Here is a 19,549-nt window from a genome sequence, read left to right as displayed (position 1 = left end):
AGGGGGTACGGAGAGCCTGGGTTACCGGTGGGTCGAGCGGGTCTTCCGCTTCGCGGGGGACGGCTTGTGGTGGGCGGGGGGACGGGCCGTCGTCGGCTTCTCGCCGGCGCTGCTGCTGGGTTCGACCGGGCCCACGTACGTCCCCGGGTGCGTTGCCCCGTCCTGGAGCAGCACCGGCTGGAACGTCCACGGCAGCGAGGTGCTGTGGGTCTCGCCCGGCGGGGTGATCACGATCTTCGAGACCTTGAACTCGGCGTCTTTGCTGTTGCCCTCCGCGGAGTAGGGGAGGTAGGTGATCGTGAAGGAGCTTTCGGCGCCCGGCTTCAGCGTCACGTGCTGCGGCTTCTTCGCGGTCTCGCGGCCCAGTGACCAGGTGCCGTCGCTGGTACCGGTCGGGGCGGCTACCAGGTCGACGCCCGGGTAGCCGTTGAGGGAGCAGGGGGCGGTGCCCTTGTTGGTGAGGGTGAGGGTGATGTCGCCCTGGGAGTTGACCTCCTGGGCGCCGCTGCCGGGGGCGACGGCGAAGGCGAGGCCGGCGGTGGTGCAGTGGGTGGAGGCGGCGATGCCCTTGTTCTTGCCCTTGGGTTTGGTCTTGGACCTGCTCTTGTCGCTACCGGGGCTGTCGGGGTTGTCGTTCGTGCCGTTGTCGGAGCCGGGCTGTGCGGGAGCCGGAGCGCTGCTGTTCGCGCTCGCGCCCGTACCCGTACCCGCTCCTGTGTCGGAGCTGTTGCTGCAGGCCGTGAGGCCGAGGCCGGCTGCGAGGAGAGCGGCGGCGAGTGGGGCGGTGCGCAGGCGCATGGACTTCCCTGGTGTGGATTGTTGATCGTTTGGCTACGTACGGCTAAGACAACAGCGCACCGGGAGTGGTTGCAGCATCCGTGTAAGCGAATGGTGCTGCTTCGGCGTACCTGCGGTGGGGGAGGAGGGCACATTCGCGCGGGTCCCGGCCCGCCCCGAAAGCCACCGTCCCGAAAACCGGTGGAGCCGCGCTGCCCCGCGCCGCTAACGTGCTCCCGCACCAGGTCGACCTGTCCCCCCTGCTGTTGAGGACGTGCCGTTGTACACCAAGTGAGACACCCCGAGCGCTGATTCGTCGCGCGTCGCGCATGCGCGCCGTGCTCCTTTTCGCTGCGGTCTTCTCACTGGAACCGGTGTATTTCCATGTCTAAAACCTGGGTGGTCGTTCCCACCCGCCTGCCCGTTGTTCTCCGCCGTTGCCACAGGTGCGCCTCCGAGCGCTTCCGGGCACACGGCAAATTCCGCGTCAACGCCCATCACAAGCTCATCGACGCCTGGCTCCTCGCGCTGTGCACCTCGTGCGGCGACACCACCAGGATCACTGTCCTGGAGCGGGTCAACGTACGGTCCGTACGCCCTGAGTTCCTGGACCTGCTGCACGACAACGACCTTGGTCTGACAGGTGAGTTGCTCCAGGATCCGGTCCTGCGGCGCCGTAATCGCATCGCTCTGGACTGGGCCGATGCCTGGCGTCTCGACACCGGCGGATCGGATCAGGTGGATGCGGAGTCGGAGGGGGAGGCGTCGGAGGGTGAGGCGGTCGAGGTCTCGGTCCGTTTCGCGGCGCGGATTCCGGTCCGGCCGGTGCGGCTGATCGCCGAGGGCTTCGGCCTTTCGCGGGCCGAGGTCGGGAGACTACTCGCCGAGGGGAAGCTCGTCTCGGCGGTCCGTCTGAGCGGCAAGACCTCCGGCGACTTCGCCTTCATGCTCAAGCGGTAAGTGGGTACGGGGGAAGGCCTGTTCGGCGAGATTGCGGGGCAGGCCCTCCCCTCCCGGCCGGTTACGCGGGCAGCGGCCGGGTGTCGATCACGTTCTTCATGACGAGGGTGGAGGTCAGGCGCTGGACCCCGGGCAGCCGGGCGAGCTGCTGGTCGTACAACTGCTGGAAGGCGACCAGATCGGCGGTGGCGACGCGCAGAAGGTAGTCGGGTTCGCCGAAGAGGCGCTGGGCCTGGAGCACGTGCGGGATGTCGGCGACGGCCGATTCGAAGGCGGCGACGGTGTCGGGGGCCTCCCAGCGCAGGGTGACGAAGACGAGGGCCTCGAAGTTCAGGCCGACGGCTGCCGGGTCGATGACTGCCTGATAACCGCGGATCGCACCTTCGCGTTCGAGGTCACGCAGCCTGCGGTGACAGGGAGAGACGCTGAGCTGTACGCGCGCGGCAAGCTCGGTGATCGTCAGACGGCCGTCCAACTGCAGCTCGGTAAGAATCTTCCGGTCCAGGGCATCCATGGAGAAGATCCTCCCTCAAATCTCGCGATCATGGGGTAAAGACGCAAACACCTTCGGGCATATCCGACCTAGCCTTCCCTCTGGATCAAGAAGTGCGAGAGGGAACGATCGATGGATACGACGACGCTGGCGGCATTCCTGGCAGTGGATCTGCTGCTGGTGTTCACCCCCGGCGCGGACTGGGCCTATGCGATCTCCGCCGGACTGCGGGGGCGCTCGGTCGCGCCCGCCGTCACGGGGCTGGTCGCCGGACATGCGGCTTACGCGCTGGTGGCCGTCGCGGGTCTGGCGGTGATCGTGGCGAGCTCGCCGGCCGTGCTCACCGCTCTCACCGTGGCAGGTGCCGGATATCTGCTGTGGCTGGGGTGGGGCGTGCTGAGGCAGTCCGCGGTACCGGCGGCTGCCGGGGAGAGCGCGGACACTTCCCGCATGCAGGTCATGCTCAAGGGGTTCGGGATCAGCGGCCTGAACCCGAAGGCGCTGCTGCTGTACTTCTCCCTGTTTCCGCAGTTCATCGACACCGGATACGGCTGGCCGGTTGCCGCGCAGACCGGTCTGCTCAGCACCATGCACCTGACCGCGTGCGCCGTCGTCTACCTCGCCGTCGGCGTCCTCGCCCGTACGGTCCTGACGACCAGGCCGTCGGCCGCCCGGGCCGTCACCCGCGTCAGCGGTGTCATGATGATCGCCATCGGCGTCTTCTTGCTGGTGGAGAGCCTGGCCGGCTGACCCGCCCCGAGGGCCGGACGAGACGGCGCCGGGGGCATCTGCTTCATGCCGGTGACGGGCGTCGGGCAGAGCGGCAACGAGTCGTGGACGGTCCTGGCCGATCCGGCGGGGAACGCGTTCTGCGTGGTCCGTCCGAAGGGGACCCTCATCGGCCGGGCCCCGGCCGGGCGCGCCCCGTCTTCACGTAGAACTCGCCTTCTGTGCAAGGCTGTTCGCCACTGTGGCGATGGGGGAGCTGAGGGTTGATGAGCGCGTCTGTGTTCAACGTCAACTTCGACTGTGGGGATGCGTACCGGCTGGCGGAGTTCTGGAGCCGGGTGGTCGGGCATCCGATGGACGAGGCGGACCGGCCTGGGGACTCGACGGCGCGGGTCATGATGCCGGGTGGCATCCACCTGTTCTTCGCGGAGGTCCCCGAGCGGCAGCCGGGCGGAGCCGGGAAGACCGGCAAGAACCCGGTCCATCTGTGCCTCCAGCCGGACGGGCGGCGGGACGACGAGGTGGAGCGGTACGTGGCACTCGGCGCGAAGGTCCTGGACGACCGGCGGAAGCCGGACGGGGGCGGGTGGGTCGTGTTCGCCGACCCCAACACACCTGACTACCAGTTCTGGAGAACAGAGAGTTCTACAGAACCGGGGAACCCCGTACGGCACCGGAGCCGTACGGGGCTTTCTGCTTTTGGGCTCGTCTAGCTACGGGGCCGGAAGTCGTCCGGGGTCGGCCCCGGGGTGAGCTTCGGCGCGCACGTCGGGCAGGCGTACAGCGTCGTTCCGGGGCCGCTGGTGCTCTGTATGCACCGGACGATTACGGGGGCCGTGGTGTGGCGCTCGCAGCCGATGCAGAGCACCGGAGTCGGCTCGGGAAGGGTTCCGTTCAGCCACTCGCGCGTCATGTGCTCGTCCCCGTCGGTGTCGGTCGTCTCGGTGCTGGTGCTGGTCCACTTCTGTGCAAAGGCGTTGGCGTGGTCGCCCTGGTGGTGCTCGGGAAGGACGCACGGGATGCGGTGTATCCCGATGGCCGGTCCGCGCTCCCATCCGTGGCGGCGGGCTCCGCACTGGTCTCCCGTGGTTGCCGTGCTCATGCGATCACCGACACCGCGAACGCAGAGCGGGGGAACGGGGCACCCGGGTAGCTGTACGGGTAGTCATGCTCCAGCGCCGTGAACTCCAGCGCTGCCCGGCGTTCCTTCTGTACTTGGGCAAGCGGCATGGTCGTCTCGGCTTGCCGGCGGAAGAACGCGGCGGCTTCCTCTTTGGTGGGGCCGGTCCACGGTCGCGCCCACGGACTCACTGCGGGCTCGTCGGGCATGGGGGCGGGCTCGGGCCGGTTGTGTGCCTGGTGGCGTCCGTGTGCGGGCAGCAGGAGCCGCAGGACCCACACAAGGATTCGGGCGATAGAGTCGCGCATGTCGTTTCAGCTCCTAGAAAGCTGTTGCGGCGGAGCCCCGGCGGACCGGTCCTAAGCGGTCTGTCGGGGCGTTTTCGTTGTCGACGGTAACCATCTTGTCTACCCTCGTCTACCTAGATGGGTAGACGTACGCATCCGGGCGTGAACATGGCTGGTTGTCTACGGTGGCGTTATGGCAGAGAGCGAGATCGACCACGACGCCCCGACTCCGGTGTACCGGCAGATCGCAGCGTTGATCATTGCCGATATCGAGCGCGGGACTCTGACCGTGAATCGGAAGATCCCCTCTGAATCCGCGCTGGTCCAGCGCTTCGGCGTAGCCCGGGAGACGGCCCGCAACGCAGTGCGCTTCCTGCGGGACGAAGGTTGGGTCTTTACCGTCCCGCAGCGTGGTACCTACGTGGCCGACCGGAGTGAACCGGCGGGCAAGGCGTAGGAACGGAGAGCGCCCCACCGGCACGGGGTCGACACGCTGTGTGTACGTGTCTCCCGTACCGATGGGGCAGAGGCGGACGGTGACTAGCCGTCCTGCCGGTCCGCCGATACAGGGTCGGCGTGTGTCAGCGGACCGGGGTTCTGGGTGTTGAGCGCTGCGGCTATCTGTTCCACCACATCCGCGGGAAGGTAGCCCACATAGACGAGCGGCAGCCCCGGTGCGGTGACGGCGGGGCGCAACGAGCGGTAGAAGCGCTCACGGACACCGATCCTTACTAGGGCCGCCTTGACGGCTTCCGTAGCGTGCTCTGCCGAGCCGTAGGCACCGCGCCATGTCCGCAACTCCATGGCCGACGTGCCCACTGGCGGGCTGGTCGTCATCGGTGTGCTTCCTGCTTGTGTTCGCGGAGCCTGACGTTCTCGTCCGACACTGCGCTGTAGTCGCCCTCCGAGCGGAAGTTCTCTCGGCGGACGCAACGCGACAGACAGTCGTGGCACCCCGGGTGGGGAGAGGGCTCGCGGGGAAGCTCTTCGAGCGCGTACCCGGTTGGCTTCTGCGTGGGTGTGATCGCCATGCGTGCCGTCGTCCCTCCGTGCGGAATGTCGTCTGACGTGATGCTCTTCCGCTTGAGGCAACTGCGGCTAGGGCGTTTCCCGTTGCTGCAACAAGTCGTCTCGGATGCCTTCCAGGAGGGTCCGCATGGGGTTGCCGTGCAGGGCAGTAGCGGCGAATCCGTCGAACTTGGCCACGTAGAGAGTCACGTCACGCGGGTCGGTGACGATCACCTCCGCGTGCACCGTCTCTACCGTCACCGCCCGGTCGTCCCGAATGACGAACGCGTGATTGGCTATGTCGTGCTGCCGTCCACTGAGGGGGACGACCCTCACGTCCAGGTGCGGCAGCCGCGAAAGGCTGATCAGCCGGTCCAGTTGTCCGGCCATGACCAGTGGGGGCACGATCAGCCACCGGAGCACCGGTTCCGTGATGACGAACCGGAGCCGCTTGTTCTCGTCGTACAGCACGGCTTGCCGTTCGAGACGCGCGCTCACCGTCTCTCGTACGGTCTCCGCGCTCAGGTCTTCGTGTCGGGACAGGATGGCGCGCATGTACTCGGGGGTCTGAAGCAAGCCGGGCACCAGGGCGGGTTGAAAGACCCGCAGGAGGTTCATCCGAGCGTCTACGGCTTTGAGTTGCCGCTGCGCCTTGTGAAGTCCCGCGCGCTGGATCAGTCGCCATGCCGTCGCCTCGGTCGCAACGGCGCGGGCGGCATCCATGTACTCGGTCTTCACGTCATCCGATACGCCGATGGCGATAAGGATGCGTTCCACGTCGTCGGCATGGGGGCTGAGCTTGCCCGTTTCGATCTTGCTGAGCTTGCTTGCGGACATGACAGCGCCACGGGCCACCGCTTTGGCTTCCTTGCCGGAAGCGTCCCGCAGTGCCCGCAGCGCTGCACCCAACTCCGAACGGTTCACTCGCCGTGTGTTGCCCACCAGCCCGCGAACGGCACGGCGTGGGAAAGGGCGGTGTCCCGGTAGCCGATGAACTCGGCGGCCTGGTCATCGGGCAGCACGTCGGCCCGGAGGAACTTGCCGTCCGGGGTGTAGTGCATGGGTGCGGGTGTGACCGAGTCGAACAGCCAAAAGTCACCGGCGCTGTCGGGCAGCGGGTTCGGCTGGTCGGTCACGTCCAGGATGAAGAACTCTTCGCCGGCCATGGCGTTGGTGCGATACCCCCACCCAAGCTCGAACCGGAGATACGGAGTCAGGGGGCGGGTCAACACATGGACCCGGTACATACGTCGCCCGGAGTCGACGTAGTTCCGGACTTCCGCCAACCATTCGGCGTTGTAGTCGTCGGGCTTGTCCTCGCCCTTCACGAACGCACGGTAGGCGTCCGTACTGCCCGAGTTGCTGTAGTCGTCCAGCGTTTCCAGGCGGAACGCTTCGCGCTCGAAGGTGTCGAACAGATCCCCGAGGGACCTAGCCAAGCTGATCACCGAACGCCTTCATGATCAGGTCCATCGGGATCTCTACCAACGTTTCGTGCGCGGGAATGTCCAACCCATGACCGGTGGGCGTCTCGCCCTGCACCAGGACCGTGCCCCGATCGGTCTTGTAGATGGTGGGGCAGTCCTTCTTGTCACACGTCGTTGCCAACATGGTCACCTTCACGAGCGTTCCCCTTCCCGTGGTTTCTGGCCTGACTGCCGATCCTTCCGGGGTGGACGAACCTGAGGCAAGAGCTGGAGCTTTCCGGAACGGGAAATCGGCCCATCCTGCCACCCCGGAAGGCCGCGCAAACGCCTCCACCTGCGGCGCGAGTCTTTTGCCTCCCTGCCGTGCTTCTAGGACGGGAGAAGGGGGTCCCTGCCTGGGGGCGGGGTCACTGCCGACGGGGCTGGACCCTCTCGGCAGCCCATCCGCCGGGCTGGTGCTTCGCGGTCTCACGGTTGTGGCACGACGTGCACAGCGGACGCAGATGCTCGAACGCATCCGGATTCACCACACGCCGCGCGAGCAACTGCCGTCGTGACGATGGGAAGTGGTCGGCCACCGTCGCAGTGCGCGAACAGAGCACGCACCACGGATGCGCGTACAGGTACCGCTTACGGATCAGCGGCCAACGTCGGCCGTATGCGCTCGTCCCCGGTGTCACCCGCTGTGCGTTCGCTTCCTTCTCATGAGCGAGACAGCGCCCACCAGTTGTCAGCTCGGGGCACCCCGGGACAGAGCACGGGGGGCGGGGCTTACGCGGCATGGGGGCACCTCCCAAACGGGTGGGGGCAGTTCGTTGCGGCGTCTTCACGCCACCTTGTCGAATACAGGCCGTTCCGCCGAGAGTCATTGATCAGTGACGCTGCGTCCTGCGACGCTCTGACCAGGGCGGCAACGGGCCGACCAGCGAGGGGACAGAGCTATGGCGCAACAGGATGTTCAAGGGACAGTGGCGGAAGCACAGCCCAACAACCAGTTTCGGATTGAGCTGGATAACGGACATGTCGTTACGGGATACAAGAGCGCCCGATACCCCACGGCTGGCAACGTTGCAGTAGGCGACAAGGTCACCGTGAGGATCGAACCGACTAACCCGGATAGGGGCATCATCGTGGCGCGGCAGGGATAGGCGTTCGGCCCCGCTGTTTCGCAGCCCCGGTACGAGCCACCCAACGCCCGTACCGGGGCTTCATGCTGTCCAGCTCGGGGCACCCCGGAGCAGAGCACGGGGGGCTTGCGGGGCAGGAGGCACCTCCATCTGTCAAGGGGGATGGTGGACTGACGAAGCGCCATGGAAAGATCACTGGCGGTCGGCAGAGCGTCGACCGGGGAGGGGTAACTATGAGTGTCAGCAGGAACGATGGGACCGATGACCGCGAGACGTACGTGTATGACGGTGGGCGCGGCGCGTCAGCCCAGATCGAGCCGGACTCATCCGCACCCGAAGAGGGTGGGGTCTCCGGTGAAGTGACTGACTTGGGTTCGATCCCGGCGCAGAACACCGTGACAGAGTCGCCCACCGTCGCCGTAGCCCGCGATCGGCTCGTAGAAGCCATCGGCCGCGAAGCCGCATTCCTCGCCGACCAGCGAGCCGGACAGGCATCCCAGGGGCTCGAAGCACTGGCCCGTGCCTTTGCGCTGGTGTCTGGTAGCGCCGGGGTGCTGGTCGAGGGCGTCACAGCGATTCCCGCCCAAGCAAGGGCCGTCCCGCACAAGGTCGGACTGTGCCTAGAGCTGGAGCCCGAAGGCTCGTAGACCGGCGTGCAGTGGATCGAGAATGACTCCACTCGCTGACACCGCGACAGGCGTGCCCGCCCCGGTACATGCGCCGACACTGTGCCGGGGCGGAGCCATGCGCGGGGTGTGGGGAGTCGAACCCCGTTGCAGCCGGTTTGGGAGCAGGTGACTAGGCCGCCCTACCCGCCGCCGCGTGCACCGTGCACCAGGACGGCCGGTCAAGGCGCGTCCTGGTGCAGCGCGGGCAGCAGCGCTTCAGACTGCGTGTGGGGGCTCCGGCGGGATGACCGGCGGGGCAATCGGAGTTCCGTCCGGTCGGCGTGGTGTGAGATCCACCAGTACCAGCCGGCCAGGGTTGGCAGGGTCTCGCATCTGCTGTACCCCTCGCGGCATCACCGTCTCACCCTCCCCGTTCCTGCCCCGTGCATCCGACCACACCGGGTACCCGTCGGCGTCTCGCGGGAAGTACGGGTAGTCCCCGTTCGGTCCGGGGTCGAGAGCATCCACAGCCATGGTCAGTCCGTCCCGGATATGTAGGCTTCGCGCTTGTCGCTGAGTTCCTGGTCGAACCCGGAACCGAGTGCCGCAGCCTCAGTGTCTGCGTGCGCAACGATCTCTTCCAACAGCCGCGCGTCATACCAGCGATGCTCGGGAATCGTCTGCGTCTCGCCCAAGGCGGTCTGCGCGCGCTGCGCCTCCGTCAGAACGTGCCCGCGCTTGTGACGGGCCGCCCGGTACTCGACGTACGCCGCGAACCACGGTTCCGCGGAAAGGGCAGCCAGGAAGGTATCCCGGGCAGTGTCACCGGAGTGGGCCGCATCGTCAGCGCGCTCCCGCCATGTGTCGACGACCTGGCGGTTGTACTCCGCCGCACGCTCCGCGCGCCGCGCCAACTCCGCTTTCTGCGCTGCACGCAACTGTGCTTCGGCTTCCGCCAGAGGGCCCGACATGCTTTCTGCCTGTGCCCGCAGCTTCTCGACCTGCGCGGCTGCCTGTTCGATCTTCGTAGCCATCTTCACTTACCGCCCTTGCTCACGTCGCGCCCGTACTGCGCGGCAATCTGCTTGTCGTTCTCGTAGTAGCCAAGGCTCATGCGAGCCGTCGGCCCCATGCGCTCGAACATGTCCGGCTGCGCATCGCGGAGCACAGCAAGCTGCTCCATCGACTCGTTCCACCGCCACATGTCCGCCTGGGCTTGCCCCTTGTCCCGCTTCCCGTCCAGGAAAACGGCTCGGTTCAGACTGTCGCTCATTACTGATCACTCCATCTGTGTTCGGGCATGAAAAAGCCCCCATGACCTGTCAAGGGGGTGAACTGGTCTCGCTATGCGGTTTGTTGAGACTTGCGCTTGCGGTAGTCGGCTTGCTTGCAGCGTGGGGAACAGAACCGTTTGGGGCGTCCCCTGCCGGTCCATCCGGCGTCGTTGCCGCAATGGATGCACCGGGCTTCCTGCCGGGCTTTCAAGGCGTCCTCTGCGGCATACAGAAGGTCTTCTTGGGCGTGCATGCAGTCGTAGCCCGCCTCCTCGTTGTAGTCGCAGTACTGCTGCCGGGGATGCATGGCTTCAAAGAGTTCCCCGCACAACGGACACGGCAGCATGGGCGGGCGGGCGTCCGGCCGGTGGCGGGCCCGGTGGGCTGCCTGCCGGCAGGCATCGGAGCAGTAGCGTTCTTGGCGTCCAGTCAACCGGACGTCGCACCGGTCGCAGTACTCCGCCTGATCAGCACGGCCGTAGAATCCCACCGAGTACCCCCGATCTGCCGCGTATCGAATTGCAGTGATGAGTCACGGTTCCCTATTTTCTTCTTAGTTTTATAGAGAAAAACTAGAAACTGTTATGAGTCATCGGAATACGTAGTCATGACTGCCCCGCCTCCTTCCGCTGCTGCTTGTCGAGTTGGGCAGCCCACTGACGGCAGGCACCGGAGCAGAACCGGGGCGGTCTTCCACGGCCCCCGTAGGACAGTCGGACACCGCACCCGGTGCGTGCGCACTCCGGTCCCTCGGAAAGGCGTTCTGCGATCCGTAGGGCAGCGCCCGCGAGCCGGTGCACGTCTGCCGCGCTGCCCTCGCCCTGGTGGATCAGTGCCCACGCTGCCGTCTCGGTGCGCGCCAATGCCCGCATCAGCGCGTCATGTTGGGTTGTGCTCACGAGACTCCCTTGCGTGTGGTTGTGCTGGTGGTCAGCGGAGTTGCGTCGATGGCGCGGACCCTTGCTCTCCCGGGTTCCAGGGAGAGCAAGGGTTTCTTCTGCCCATCAGTAGGGACGGAGGGATTCGCGTCCTGCCCCATCGGCAGGAGCGGAGCTTTCCGGGGGGCCCAGGTAGTAGGGACCTAAGGTGTTCCGCATATTGGAACAATCGGCCCTTTTTGAAATGTGATCTGTATCGCACTACGTTGTGTAGCGCTTTACGCGGCAACCAGTTCGCGGGCAGCGTCAACCAGCCGCACGCTTGCCCCCTCGGTCGGGGTGTCTCCGCGTTCTTGGGATTCCTTGTCCCCAGCGACTACGGCCACGGCTTCCGCTGCGGGGTCCAGCTCACCCGACATGGTGAAGTCCACACGGCGTACGTCGAGCTTGCGCCACCCGCCCCGTACACCGCGCCGCACGTCCAGCCGAACCCCTGCCTCAATCAGCATGGCGCGCTTGCCCGCTGTGTCCTTCGTGGCCCACTCGTCGGCGAACGTGCGGCCCGTGGGGGTCACGATGCGCTGCGGCTCGGTCTTCTCTGCCGCTTCGAGCGTGGCTATGCGGTTGTCGAGAGCGTCCGCACGGGACTGCCACTCTGCCGCTGCGTGCTTGGACTTCTGCCGGCCCTGTTGCTTCTGGTGCTCGGCGAACTCGGCGACCGTGGCGCGTAGTTCCGGCTCGGGGTCATACCCGGGAATCTCAACTATGTGCATCGTCTGGACGGACCCGACCCGTGCCAGGAACTCGGCGGTCACGTAGTAGTCCACCCAATCGCCCCGGACGTGCGCGGGGGCTTCGCACTCGTCGCCCCGAGCGTGGAAATTGCACTTGTAGACCGGTGCTTGATTCTTCTTGCTCTCCTGCTTGTTCAGGTACATGCGTCCCCCGCACGAGTCGCAGTGGATCACCCGCAACAGCAGTGCGTCCGTGTCGGTGCGCTCGGTGTTGTCGACGCTGCGAGAGTCCAGCAGTGCCCCGATGCGGTCGAACTCGGCACGCGTGAGGATCGGGGTTTCGCTCGCCATGACGGGGTTGCCGTCTGCGTCCCGCACCGGCTTCCCCTTGTGCATCTTCCACCCGAGGAGCGATTCACTGCGGAGCATGCGCGTGATGGAAGCGGGGGCCCACTTGAATACCTCCCGCACGACGTGCGAACCCTTGGCCCCTCCCGTCTTGCCGCCGGTCTTGCGCCCGTTCTTCACTGCCCAGTGATCGCGCGGGCTCGGGACGTTGTCCGCATTGAGTCCGGCGGCAACGGCGGACACGGTCTTTGTCTTGCCGGTCTCGGTCTCCAGCAACTCCCGAACGATGCGTTCAATGATCAGCACGGCGTCCGGGTCCGGGACGAGCGTCCAGCCGACCCCACCGTGTTCGGCGGGCATGGGGGCGGGCATGTAGCCGTACGGGGGGCGCGAGCCACGCCACCGGAACGGCATCTTGCGTATGGCTGCCATGGCCCCGGTGACACGGTCTTTGATGCTCTGCGACTCCACCTGAGCGGCGAAAGCGAGCATCATCATCATGAGTTCGCTCATGGGGTCCATGGGGTTGCGGAAGTCAAAGACGAGCCGACCCGCGCCGATGCCCTCGGCGAAGACGAGCATCTTTCGGTGCTGCTTGGCCCACTTCGCAAGCTCGTGCATGTGCGCCATGGATCGGATGGCACGGTCAAAGCGCCACCACACCAGCGCGTCAAAGTCATCGGGGCGGGCAAGCCAGGCACCGAGCTGTTCCCGCTCGAACGGGCCGAACTTGGAAGCTGACACGTCAAGGTCGACCGCTTCGCGTAGCTGGTCGCCTTCGCCAAAGTTGATGTTGAGTGCTGCCGCTGCCATGTCGTCGGCTTCGCGCTGCCGCTCGGGGCTGGTGGTCTCGTCGGTGAGCACGGAGAGGCGTACGCACCGCACGCCCCGAAGGGTCTCGGTCTCGTACACCGTGCCCGCGAGTGGGTTTCGGGGTGTCTCTGTCATCCCCCCTGTAGGGACCAACGGGGTTCCGCTACCGGGCTTGACCAGCGTAGATGCCACCATGACCGCACTCCAGAACGTCTAGTTCTGTGTGCTGGGAGATCCTGAGGGGAACGAATTCTGCGTGCTGCGGAGTGCGGAGGAGCGTGCCGCGATGGAGGGGAGCGAGGGCTCCTAGGGCGCTGGTCCGCTCAGGTTCGCTGCTCGTCGGCCGGTGCTTGGAGCAGCCGGGCCAGCTCGTCGCCGGCCTCTTCGTAACCGGCGTCGGAGATCCGTTGCAGCTCGCGCAGGTCGCCGGCGGCGGTGGCGCGTCGGGTGAGGAGGAACCCGGCGTGCATGCAGCCCTCGTCCAGCAGCTCGCTCACCTCCCCGAGGTCACCGGCTGCGTCGGCGAGGTCGGCCAGTCGGTCCAGGGCGGTTTCGTTGCCTTCGTCGGCCAGGGCGCGCAGGGTTTCCCGGTCAGCGGATGGGGTGGTTGGGGTGGAAGGGGCGGTTGGGGGGTTCGGGGGTTCGTCATGGCTTCATGCTGCATCCCTGCCCCAGGGGCAGGGTCAAGTGGGACGATGGCCGGGTGATCACCATCGGGCAGTTGGCCGGGTATGTCGGAGTGTCGGTCAAGACCGTCCGCGTCTATCACGACAAGGGGCTGCTCCCTGAGCCCGACCGCGACGCGTCCGGCTACCGGCGGTACGGTGCGCGCGACGCCATCGACCTGATCAAGATCCGGATGCTGGCCGAGGCCGGTGTGCCGCTGGCCCGTATCCGGGAACTGCGATCGGCGTCCGACGACGACTTCCGGCAGGCGCTGCGTGAGATCGACGACGTGCTGACCGCCCGCATCCGTGGCCTGCGGTCTACGCAGGAGCGCCTGCGCGGGCTCGCCGACGGGCAGGCGGCGCAGCTGCCGGTGCCCGACGAGGTCGGTGCCCATCTGGAGGCCTTGGCCCACTGGGGGTTCACTCCGAGATGGGTGGACCTGCAACGCGACCTGTGGACGCTCGTGTTCGCCACCCGTCCGGAGCATGCGAGCACACTGTTTCAGGACCAGTCCGAGTCCCTGGCCGACCCGGCGCTGCGGCAGCTCTTCCTCGCCTACGACCAGGCGTACGACCTCGGTGCCGAGGATCCCCGTATCGAGGACCTTGCCCGCCGGATCGTCGGGGCGACCCGGGAGCGATACGGATCCGGCGTACCGCCCGAGTTGCCCGAGTCGCCCGAGCTGCCTGGAATGGGTGACGCTTCCGGGATTCCTGCCCTGATCCAGGGGGCGGTCAACGCCTCGTCCCCCGCGTGGCAGCGGCTCGACACGCTCATTCGCGCACAGCTTGGTGTGTGAATCCCGGCTTGGTGCTTGGTGCTTGGTGCTTGGTGCGCGGTGCGCGGTGCGCGGTGCGCGGTGCTCGGCGTTTAGGCGCTAGGCGGAGAGCAGTGTCAGCTCAGTCGTGAGGTTGTGGCGGGCGGGGGCTTCCCAGTGCTTCGTGCCGTGGGGGGTGCGGAACAGGCGGGGCAGGGCGAGGAGTTGGGTCAGGACTGCTGCGCGGCCTTTGCGGAAGTCCGGGTCCGGGACGAAGGCGTACTCGTCGCGGACTGCGGACGCGTAGGCGGCGTAGGCCTCCGGGGAGGCGGCCAGGATCGCCAGGTCCGCGTCGCAGAGGGCCTCGCCGTTGGTGTCTTCGGGGGCCGGGTCGTGGGTGGTGGTGAGGCGCACCAGGCGGGCCACCTCCGCGGTGGCGGTGGCGGGAAGGCCGAGTTCCGGGAGGGCGCGTTCGGCGAGGCGGGCGGAGCGGTCCTCGTTGGTGTCGCGCTCGGGGTGGTAGACGGCGTCGTGGAACCAGGCCGCCAGGCGGACCAGGTCCGGGTCGGCGGCGTGGTCGGCGAGGGTGTCGAGGTGAGTGAGGACCGCGGCGAGGTGGGTGGGGGTGTGGTAGCGGCGTTGGGGCTCCGACCAGCGGGTGAGGAGGTTTTGGGCGTAGGGGGTGGGGTCTGGGGTCCCCTGGGTCCCCTGGGCCCCTTGGTTCCCCGGGGTGGTGGGGCGGGTGGCTTCGATGGTGGCTGACCAGCGGTGGAGCAGGTCGGCGGTGACGGGGGTTTCGGGGTGTGGCTTTGTCATGGGATCAGTGTGCGGGGCATGGGGCGCGGGGCGGGTGTGGTGGTGCGGGTGGGTGGGCCGCTTCGCGGATTTGGCCCCTCCCCGCCCCTTCCCGAAACCGCTGCCGCGGGGCTGGGGGCTTCACGGTCGGCGCCGGTGGGGGCTGGGGTTCGGGGCTGCGCCCCGGGCCCGGACTGCGTCCGCGCGTCCTCAAACGCCGGACGGGCTGGAAGTGCGGGTTGGGCTGGAGGAGCCGGTCGGGTTGGAAGTGCGGGTTGGGTTGGAAGTGCGGGTTGGGCTGGAGGTGTCGGACGGGCTGGAAGTGCGGGTTGAGCTGGAGGTGCCGTTGAGGGTGCCGGACGGGATGGGTGTGTTGGCTGGGGTGGTGTGTGAGGGCTGGGGCTCGGGGAGGGGGGTGGGCGTGTTCGGTGGGGGCTTTGGCAGGTGGCGGAGCGAGGCGGTGGCCAGGGTGGCGTGGAGCAGGGCTGCGACGAGTGCGGCGGCGTGCAGGCCGGTGACGAAGGCCGACTTCGCTTCGTAGGCGGTCGCGGTCGTCAGGGCGGGCAGGGTCAGGGTTTCGCCGAGCGTGCCGGCGGCGTCCGGGCCCTGGAGGCGGAAGATCAGCGCGGCCAGTGAGCCGAGGAGCGCGATGCCCAGGGCGCTGCCGATCTCGTTGCTGGTTTCGGCGATGGCTGCCGCCGAACCGGCGCGCTCTGCGGGGACCGCCGCGATGGCCGTGTCGGCGACCACGGAGAAGGAGATGCCGTAGCCGATCCCGGCGACCACGGTGGACGCGACGTACCACCCGATGCCCGACGTGACGGTCGTCGCGAGCAGGAGCAGCAGCCCGCCGGTGATGAGGAAGTGGCAGGTGATGAGGGAGGCGCGGGTTCCCGTACGGGTGAGGAGGGCTGGGGTCGCGATGCACGTGACGGTGAGCGCGGCGGCGCCGGGGAGGGCGATGAGGGCCGCGTTCAGGACGGTCAGGCCCAGGACGGACTGGAGGTAGATGCCGCCCAGGTAGGCCATCGACGACCAGGCGGCGAGGGGGAGGAGGCCCGTCAGGGTGGCCACGGTGAAGACCCGGTCGCGGAAGAGGCGGAAGTCGATCAGGGGGTGGGGGAGGCGGAGTTGGCGGTGTACGAACCACCGGAGGGCGAGCAGTCCGACGAGGCCGGTGGCCAGGGGGAGCGGTGCCGGGCCTTGCGCCGCCGTGTGCTTGATCGCGTAGACGGTCAGGAGGATGCCCGCGGCGGAGAGCAGCACGCTCAGTGCGTCGATACGGCCGGGGCGGGTGGTGCGTACCTCGCGGAGCAGGGCCGGGGCCAGGGCCAGGAAGAGTGCGGCCACGGGGAGGTTGATGAGGAAGACGGAGCCCCACCAGAAGCCGTTGAGGAGCTGTCCGCCCACGACCGGGCCGATCGCGAAACCGGTGGCGAAGGTGGCGGCGAAGATGCCGATCGCCTTGGTGCGCCTGCGCGGGTCGGTGAAGAGTTCGCTGAGGACGGCCAGGGCCGAAGGGAGGAGTGTCGCGCCCGCCGCACCCATCAACGCGCGGAAGACGATGAGGAGTTCGGGGGTGGGGGCGAATGCCGCGCCCGTCGAGGCGAGACCGAAGGCCGCCGTGCCGGCGAGCAGGAGCTTCAGCCGGCCGTACCGGTCGCCGATGTTGCCGAACGCGACCAGCAGCGAGGCGACGGCGAATCCGTACACGTCCAGGATCCACAGTGCCTGGTCGGCGGTGGGCGAGAGCGCTTCGGAGACCGCGGGCATCGCCAGGAAGAGCACCGAACTGTCCATCGCGACCAGCAGGACGGGGCCGAGGACCACGACCAGGCCCAGCCAGGGGGAGCGGGGTGTGGGTTGTCTGCCAGGTCGGGGCGGTGGGTTCCGCCGGTCCGGCAGGTTCGTTGTGTTCATGGGAGAGAGGCTGTGGCCGTTTCCGTACCGCAGCCATCCCCCTGCCGTGGGTACACCTCGCAGGGGTGGGCAGGGGCGTGGGTGTCCGGCTGCGGGCGATCTACGCTCGGGGCCATGGCCATGGAACCGGAGAGCCTCGGGGCTTACCTCAAGAACCGCCGCGACCGCGTCACCCCCGCCGACGCCGGGCTGCGTACGTACGGAACCACCCGCCGCGTGCCGGGGCTGCGCCGGGAGGAGCTCGCCCAGCTCGCGGGGGTCAGCGTCGGCTACTACACGCGGCTGGAACAGGGCCAGGCCGGTACGGCCTCCGGTCAGGTCCTCGACGCGCTGGCGAGTGTGCTGCAGCTGGGTGAGGTCGAGACCGTGCACCTGCACAACCTCGCCCGGCACTGCGCCACTTCACGACTCGTACGCCCCCGGCCGGAGAAGCCGCACGCACGCGTGCTGTCGCTCCTGGAGTTCCTGGGGGAGGCCACTCCGGCCGTCGTGCTCGGACGCCGTGGGGACGTACTGGCCTGGAACCGCACCGGGCGCGCCCTCGTCGCGGAACACATCGACTTCGACGCGCCCCACGACCTCGCGCGGCGGCCGTCCGTCCCCCGGATGTTCTTCCTCGATCCCCTCACCCGCGACCTCTACAGCAACTGGGACACCATGGCCCGCACCCACGTCGCCTATCTGCGGCTCACCGCGGGCCGTTACCCCGACGACGCCCGGCTCGCCGAGCTCATCGGTGAACTCGCCATGCGCAGCGCGGAGTTCGCGAGGATGTGGGCCAAGGGCGAGGTCGCCGACTGCACCGTGGGTGCCATGCGGCTGCGGCATCCGACCGTCGGCGGGCTCGACCTCGACTATCAGGTGTGGCTCCAGCCGGAGAGCCCCGACCACCGGCTGGAGGTGTACACCCCGAACGACACGGCATCCGCGGACGCGCTGCGGCTGCTGACCAGTCAGGTCGCGCGGGCGGACCGGCGGGATCCGGAGAATGCGCCGGCCTCGCGGGTGGACCGGCGGGAGCCGGAGACCGCACCGGCCTCGCGGGCGGACGCGTGACCCGGAGCTGAGGACTAGGGCGCCGCCCGGGTGCCCCCGGAGAGCCGGGCGGCTCTGGCGTACGCGCGGACCAGCGGGCGGGTGTCGTCCCTGCGCCAGGCCAGCGCGAAACGGGACGGGGTGACGCCGACGACCGGGACCGTGATCACGTCGCCGCGCAGCAGGAGCGGTGCGTTGCCGGAGGCGACGAGCACCACGCCCCGGCCCGCGACCAGCGCTTCGTACGTCTCGTCGGGGCCTGCCACCACCGCGCCGATCCTCGGGGGCGTGCCGTTGCGGGCGTCGGCGGCCAGCCAGTAGTCGCGGAGCGGGCCCGCCGTGGGCGGGAGGGCGAGGAAGGGCTCGTGGAGGAGGTCGGTGAAGTCGATCGCGATGCGGTCCGCCAGCGGGTGGCTCGTGGGGAGGGCGACCAGGCGGGGTTCCTCGGCCAGGACCAGGTGGGCGTAGCGGGACGGTTCGGGCAGTGGGAGCCAGACGAAGGCCGCGTCGCTGCTGCCGTCGGCGAGGCCCGCGGTCGGGTCCGACCAGCCGACCTGGCGGACGGAGGGGGTGGCTTCCGGGTGTTCGGCCGTGAAACGGGAGCGGATCGCGGGCAGCAGGCCGCCGCGCCCCGGACTGGTGCTCATGCCGATGTGCAGGACGGTGGTGGTCCGTGAACGGAGCTCGGCCAGGGCATTCATGCCTAACTGCCAGGTTTTGAGGGTGTGTTGGGCGTGCGGGAGAAGTGCTTCGCCTGCCTGGGTCAGGCGAACCTCGCGGCGGTCGCGGAGGAACAGGTCCGCGCCCAGGTTCCGTTCGAGTTGGCGTATCTGTTTGCTGAGGGCGGGCTGGGAGACGAAGAGGGACTCGGCGGCGCGCGTGAAGTTCAACTCCCTTGCCACAGCCAGGAAGTAGCGCAGATCTCGGGTGTGTGTGTCCATAGCCGATGGTTATCACTGGAGGTCGCGGGCGTGGGTGGCCGGGGGTGGGCGGGGTCGGCGGGAGAAGATGCTGCGAGACGCGGTGATCCAGAGCTGATCACCTTTAGCGTGGGCGCATGACTCGTATGACGCGTACGGCTGATGAGGGTGCAGGAGTGCGGGATGCGTGGCTTCCCGAGCGGTTGCTGATGGCCGAACGGGAGCCGTTCGTACGGCTGTTGAGGTCACGGGCCACCGAGGAGCACTTCGAGGTGCGGACCTGTTGTCCCGGGTGGACGGTGCGGCACGTGGTCGCGCACTGCTCGGCGGCGCTGGACCGGGTGCTCACGGGGCGGTTCGAGAAGGACACCTTCTCGGCGGAGGCCAACGACCGGGACATCGCCGAGCGGGCGGACTGGCCGCCGGCACGGCTGATCGACGAGCTGGACCGGGGGTTCGGCGAGGCGGGGGCCGTGATGGCGGCGCAGGAGGACGGATCGCTGGACGCGATCGCCCTCGGGGAGTGGGTGCACGCGGGGGACGTGCGGGAGGCGTGGCGAGTGGGCGGTGCGTACGGCGGGAAGAGCGTCGGGCCCGCGCTGGAGCTGCTGGCGCATCTGACGTACGTACGCAAGTCGCCTTCGCTGGTTGCGGAGTTGGGGGACCGGGGGACGCTCAGGCTCGGTGCGGACGGCGGTGCGGACGGCGGTGCGGGCGAGTACGTCGGGGACGCGGCGACCTTGATGCGGCTGTACGGGAACCGGCCGCTTGCCGGGACCCGGTACGAGCTGAGGGGGGTCACGGAGGCGGAGTTGGTCTTCTTCAAGTAGTTCACGTAGAGGGCATTGCGTGGGGGCGGGACCCGTGCGG

The 19,549-nt window shown here is 68.1% G+C and carries 24 protein-coding genes; 9 read left to right on the top strand and 15 right to left on the bottom strand.

Features of this window, described 5'->3' with window-relative positions; genetic code table 11:
- Positions 1–21 precede the first annotated feature (21 nt).
- A complete protein-coding gene (locus ACWGIG_RS10800) occupies positions 22–798 on the bottom strand; it encodes a DUF4232 domain-containing protein (protein ID WP_453321199.1) in 777 nt (258 codons plus the stop codon).
- Between the two features lie 363 nt (positions 799–1,161).
- On the opposite strand from ACWGIG_RS10800, the gene ACWGIG_RS10795 reads away from it, so the two are divergent.
- Positions 1,162–1,737, top strand: a complete 576-nt coding sequence (locus ACWGIG_RS10795; RefSeq protein WP_453321198.1) for a DUF1062 domain-containing protein — start codon at positions 1,162–1,164, stop codon at positions 1,735–1,737.
- A 61-nt stretch (positions 1,738–1,798) separates the two neighbouring features.
- On the opposite strand, the gene ACWGIG_RS10790 is transcribed toward ACWGIG_RS10795, so the two are convergent.
- Positions 1,799–2,251 (bottom strand): Lrp/AsnC family transcriptional regulator, encoded by a 453-nt coding sequence (locus tag ACWGIG_RS10790; protein WP_453321197.1) that lies wholly within the window; start codon positions 2,249–2,251, stop codon positions 1,799–1,801.
- Positions 2,252–2,362: 111 nt separating this feature from the next.
- Between ACWGIG_RS10790 and ACWGIG_RS10785 the strand changes: the two genes are divergently transcribed.
- Together ACWGIG_RS10785 and ACWGIG_RS10780 are read left to right on the top strand one after the other, a co-directional pair.
- On the top strand, positions 2,363–2,980 hold the full coding sequence (locus tag ACWGIG_RS10785) for a LysE family translocator (protein WP_453321196.1): 618 nt from the start codon (positions 2,363–2,365) through the stop codon (positions 2,978–2,980).
- 245 nt (positions 2,981–3,225) lie between these two features.
- Positions 3,226–3,672, top strand: coding sequence for a VOC family protein (locus ACWGIG_RS10780; RefSeq protein ID WP_453321195.1), 447 nt, complete (start codon positions 3,226–3,228; stop codon positions 3,670–3,672).
- Here the strand turns inward: ACWGIG_RS10780 and ACWGIG_RS10775 are convergent.
- Both ACWGIG_RS10775 and ACWGIG_RS10770 read right to left on the bottom strand, forming a co-directional pair.
- On the bottom strand, positions 3,669–4,061 hold the full coding sequence (locus ACWGIG_RS10775; protein WP_453321194.1) for a hypothetical protein: 393 nt from the start codon (positions 4,059–4,061) through the stop codon (positions 3,669–3,671). The two genes, ACWGIG_RS10780 and ACWGIG_RS10775, sit on opposite strands and share 4 nt — an antisense overlap.
- Positions 4,058–4,387: a hypothetical protein gene (locus ACWGIG_RS10770; RefSeq protein WP_453321193.1), complete on the bottom strand. Its 330-nt coding sequence runs from the start codon at positions 4,385–4,387 to the stop codon at positions 4,058–4,060. Before ACWGIG_RS10770 ends, ACWGIG_RS10775 begins: the two co-directional genes overlap by 4 nt.
- Positions 4,388–4,559: 172 nt before the next feature.
- On the opposite strand from ACWGIG_RS10770, the gene ACWGIG_RS10765 reads away from it, so the two are divergent.
- On the top strand, positions 4,560–4,823 hold the full coding sequence (locus ACWGIG_RS10765) for a GntR family transcriptional regulator (RefSeq protein ID WP_453321192.1): 264 nt from the start codon (positions 4,560–4,562) through the stop codon (positions 4,821–4,823).
- 83 nt (positions 4,824–4,906) lie between these two features.
- Here ACWGIG_RS10765 and ACWGIG_RS10760 read toward each other — a convergent pair whose 3' ends face one another.
- The 4 genes from ACWGIG_RS10760 to ACWGIG_RS10745 all read right to left on the bottom strand — a co-directional run bounded on the left by ACWGIG_RS10760 (position 4,907) and on the right by ACWGIG_RS10745 (position 6,997).
- Positions 4,907–5,203, bottom strand: a complete 297-nt coding sequence (locus tag ACWGIG_RS10760) for a hypothetical protein (protein ID WP_453321191.1) — start codon at positions 5,201–5,203, stop codon at positions 4,907–4,909.
- A gap of 261 nt (positions 5,204–5,464) precedes the next feature.
- Positions 5,465–6,298, bottom strand: coding sequence for a helix-turn-helix domain-containing protein (locus ACWGIG_RS10755; RefSeq protein ID WP_453321190.1), 834 nt, complete (start codon positions 6,296–6,298; stop codon positions 5,465–5,467).
- Positions 6,295–6,822, bottom strand: a complete 528-nt coding sequence (locus tag ACWGIG_RS10750) for a DUF6879 family protein (protein ID WP_453321189.1) — start codon at positions 6,820–6,822, stop codon at positions 6,295–6,297. Before ACWGIG_RS10750 ends, ACWGIG_RS10755 begins: the two co-directional genes overlap by 4 nt.
- Positions 6,806–6,997: a hypothetical protein gene (locus tag ACWGIG_RS10745; RefSeq protein WP_124281148.1), complete on the bottom strand. Its 192-nt coding sequence runs from the start codon at positions 6,995–6,997 to the stop codon at positions 6,806–6,808. Before ACWGIG_RS10745 ends, ACWGIG_RS10750 begins: the two co-directional genes overlap by 17 nt.
- 745 nt (positions 6,998–7,742) lie before the next feature.
- Between ACWGIG_RS10745 and ACWGIG_RS10740 the strand changes: the two genes are divergently transcribed.
- On the top strand, positions 7,743–7,949 hold the full coding sequence (locus tag ACWGIG_RS10740; RefSeq protein ID WP_453321188.1) for a hypothetical protein: 207 nt from the start codon (positions 7,743–7,745) through the stop codon (positions 7,947–7,949).
- Between the two features lie 212 nt (positions 7,950–8,161).
- Positions 8,162–8,575: a hypothetical protein gene (locus tag ACWGIG_RS10735; protein WP_453321187.1), complete on the top strand. Its 414-nt coding sequence runs from the start codon at positions 8,162–8,164 to the stop codon at positions 8,573–8,575.
- 497 nt (positions 8,576–9,072) lie between these two features.
- Here ACWGIG_RS10735 and ACWGIG_RS10730 read toward each other — a convergent pair whose 3' ends face one another.
- The 4 genes from ACWGIG_RS10730 to ACWGIG_RS10715 all read right to left on the bottom strand — a co-directional run bounded on the left by ACWGIG_RS10730 (position 9,073) and on the right by ACWGIG_RS10715 (position 13,080).
- Positions 9,073–9,570, bottom strand: coding sequence for a hypothetical protein (locus ACWGIG_RS10730; protein ID WP_453321186.1), 498 nt, complete (start codon positions 9,568–9,570; stop codon positions 9,073–9,075).
- Between the two features lie 2 nt (positions 9,571–9,572).
- Positions 9,573–9,809 carry a hypothetical protein gene (locus ACWGIG_RS10725; protein ID WP_453321185.1) on the bottom strand — a complete coding sequence of 79 codons (237 nt, stop codon included), beginning with the start codon at positions 9,807–9,809 and terminating at the stop codon, positions 9,573–9,575.
- A 1,157-nt stretch (positions 9,810–10,966) separates the two neighbouring features.
- Positions 10,967–12,718, bottom strand: a complete 1,752-nt coding sequence (locus ACWGIG_RS10720) for a recombinase family protein (RefSeq protein ID WP_453321184.1) — start codon at positions 12,716–12,718, stop codon at positions 10,967–10,969.
- A gap of 188 nt (positions 12,719–12,906) precedes the next feature.
- Positions 12,907–13,080, bottom strand: coding sequence for a hypothetical protein (locus ACWGIG_RS10715; protein ID WP_453321183.1), 174 nt, complete (start codon positions 13,078–13,080; stop codon positions 12,907–12,909).
- A gap of 206 nt (positions 13,081–13,286) precedes the next feature.
- Between ACWGIG_RS10715 and ACWGIG_RS10710 the strand changes: the two genes are divergently transcribed.
- Entirely contained in the window at positions 13,287–14,051 is a 765-nt protein-coding gene (locus tag ACWGIG_RS10710; protein ID WP_453321182.1) for a MerR family transcriptional regulator, read from the top strand.
- 78 nt (positions 14,052–14,129) lie between these two features.
- Here ACWGIG_RS10710 and ACWGIG_RS10705 read toward each other — a convergent pair whose 3' ends face one another.
- On the bottom strand, positions 14,130–14,825 hold the full coding sequence (locus ACWGIG_RS10705) for an HD domain-containing protein (RefSeq protein WP_453321181.1): 696 nt from the start codon (positions 14,823–14,825) through the stop codon (positions 14,130–14,132).
- Positions 14,826–15,014: 189 nt separating this feature from the next.
- Entirely contained in the window at positions 15,015–16,724 is a 1,710-nt protein-coding gene (locus tag ACWGIG_RS10700) for an MFS transporter (protein WP_453321180.1), read from the bottom strand.
- A gap of 120 nt (positions 16,725–16,844) precedes the next feature.
- Here ACWGIG_RS10700 and ACWGIG_RS10695 point away from each other — a divergent pair, with 120 nt between their 5' ends.
- Entirely contained in the window at positions 16,845–17,780 is a 936-nt protein-coding gene (locus ACWGIG_RS10695; RefSeq protein WP_453321219.1) for a helix-turn-helix transcriptional regulator, read from the top strand.
- A gap of 14 nt (positions 17,781–17,794) precedes the next feature.
- Here ACWGIG_RS10695 and ACWGIG_RS10690 read toward each other — a convergent pair whose 3' ends face one another.
- Complete coding sequence (locus ACWGIG_RS10690; RefSeq protein WP_453321179.1) at positions 17,795–18,700, bottom strand: LysR family transcriptional regulator; 906 nt, start codon at positions 18,698–18,700, stop codon at positions 17,795–17,797.
- A 116-nt stretch (positions 18,701–18,816) separates the two neighbouring features.
- On the opposite strand from ACWGIG_RS10690, the gene ACWGIG_RS10685 reads away from it, so the two are divergent.
- Complete coding sequence (locus ACWGIG_RS10685; protein WP_453321178.1) at positions 18,817–19,509, top strand: maleylpyruvate isomerase family mycothiol-dependent enzyme; 693 nt, start codon at positions 18,817–18,819, stop codon at positions 19,507–19,509.
- The last annotated feature ends 40 nt before the right edge of the window (positions 19,510–19,549 follow it).

This window comes from Streptomyces sp. NPDC054863 (assembly GCF_053610825.1).
The sequence above is the reverse complement of the archived record's forward strand: the minus strand, read 5'-3'. Positions and strand labels throughout refer to the sequence as shown.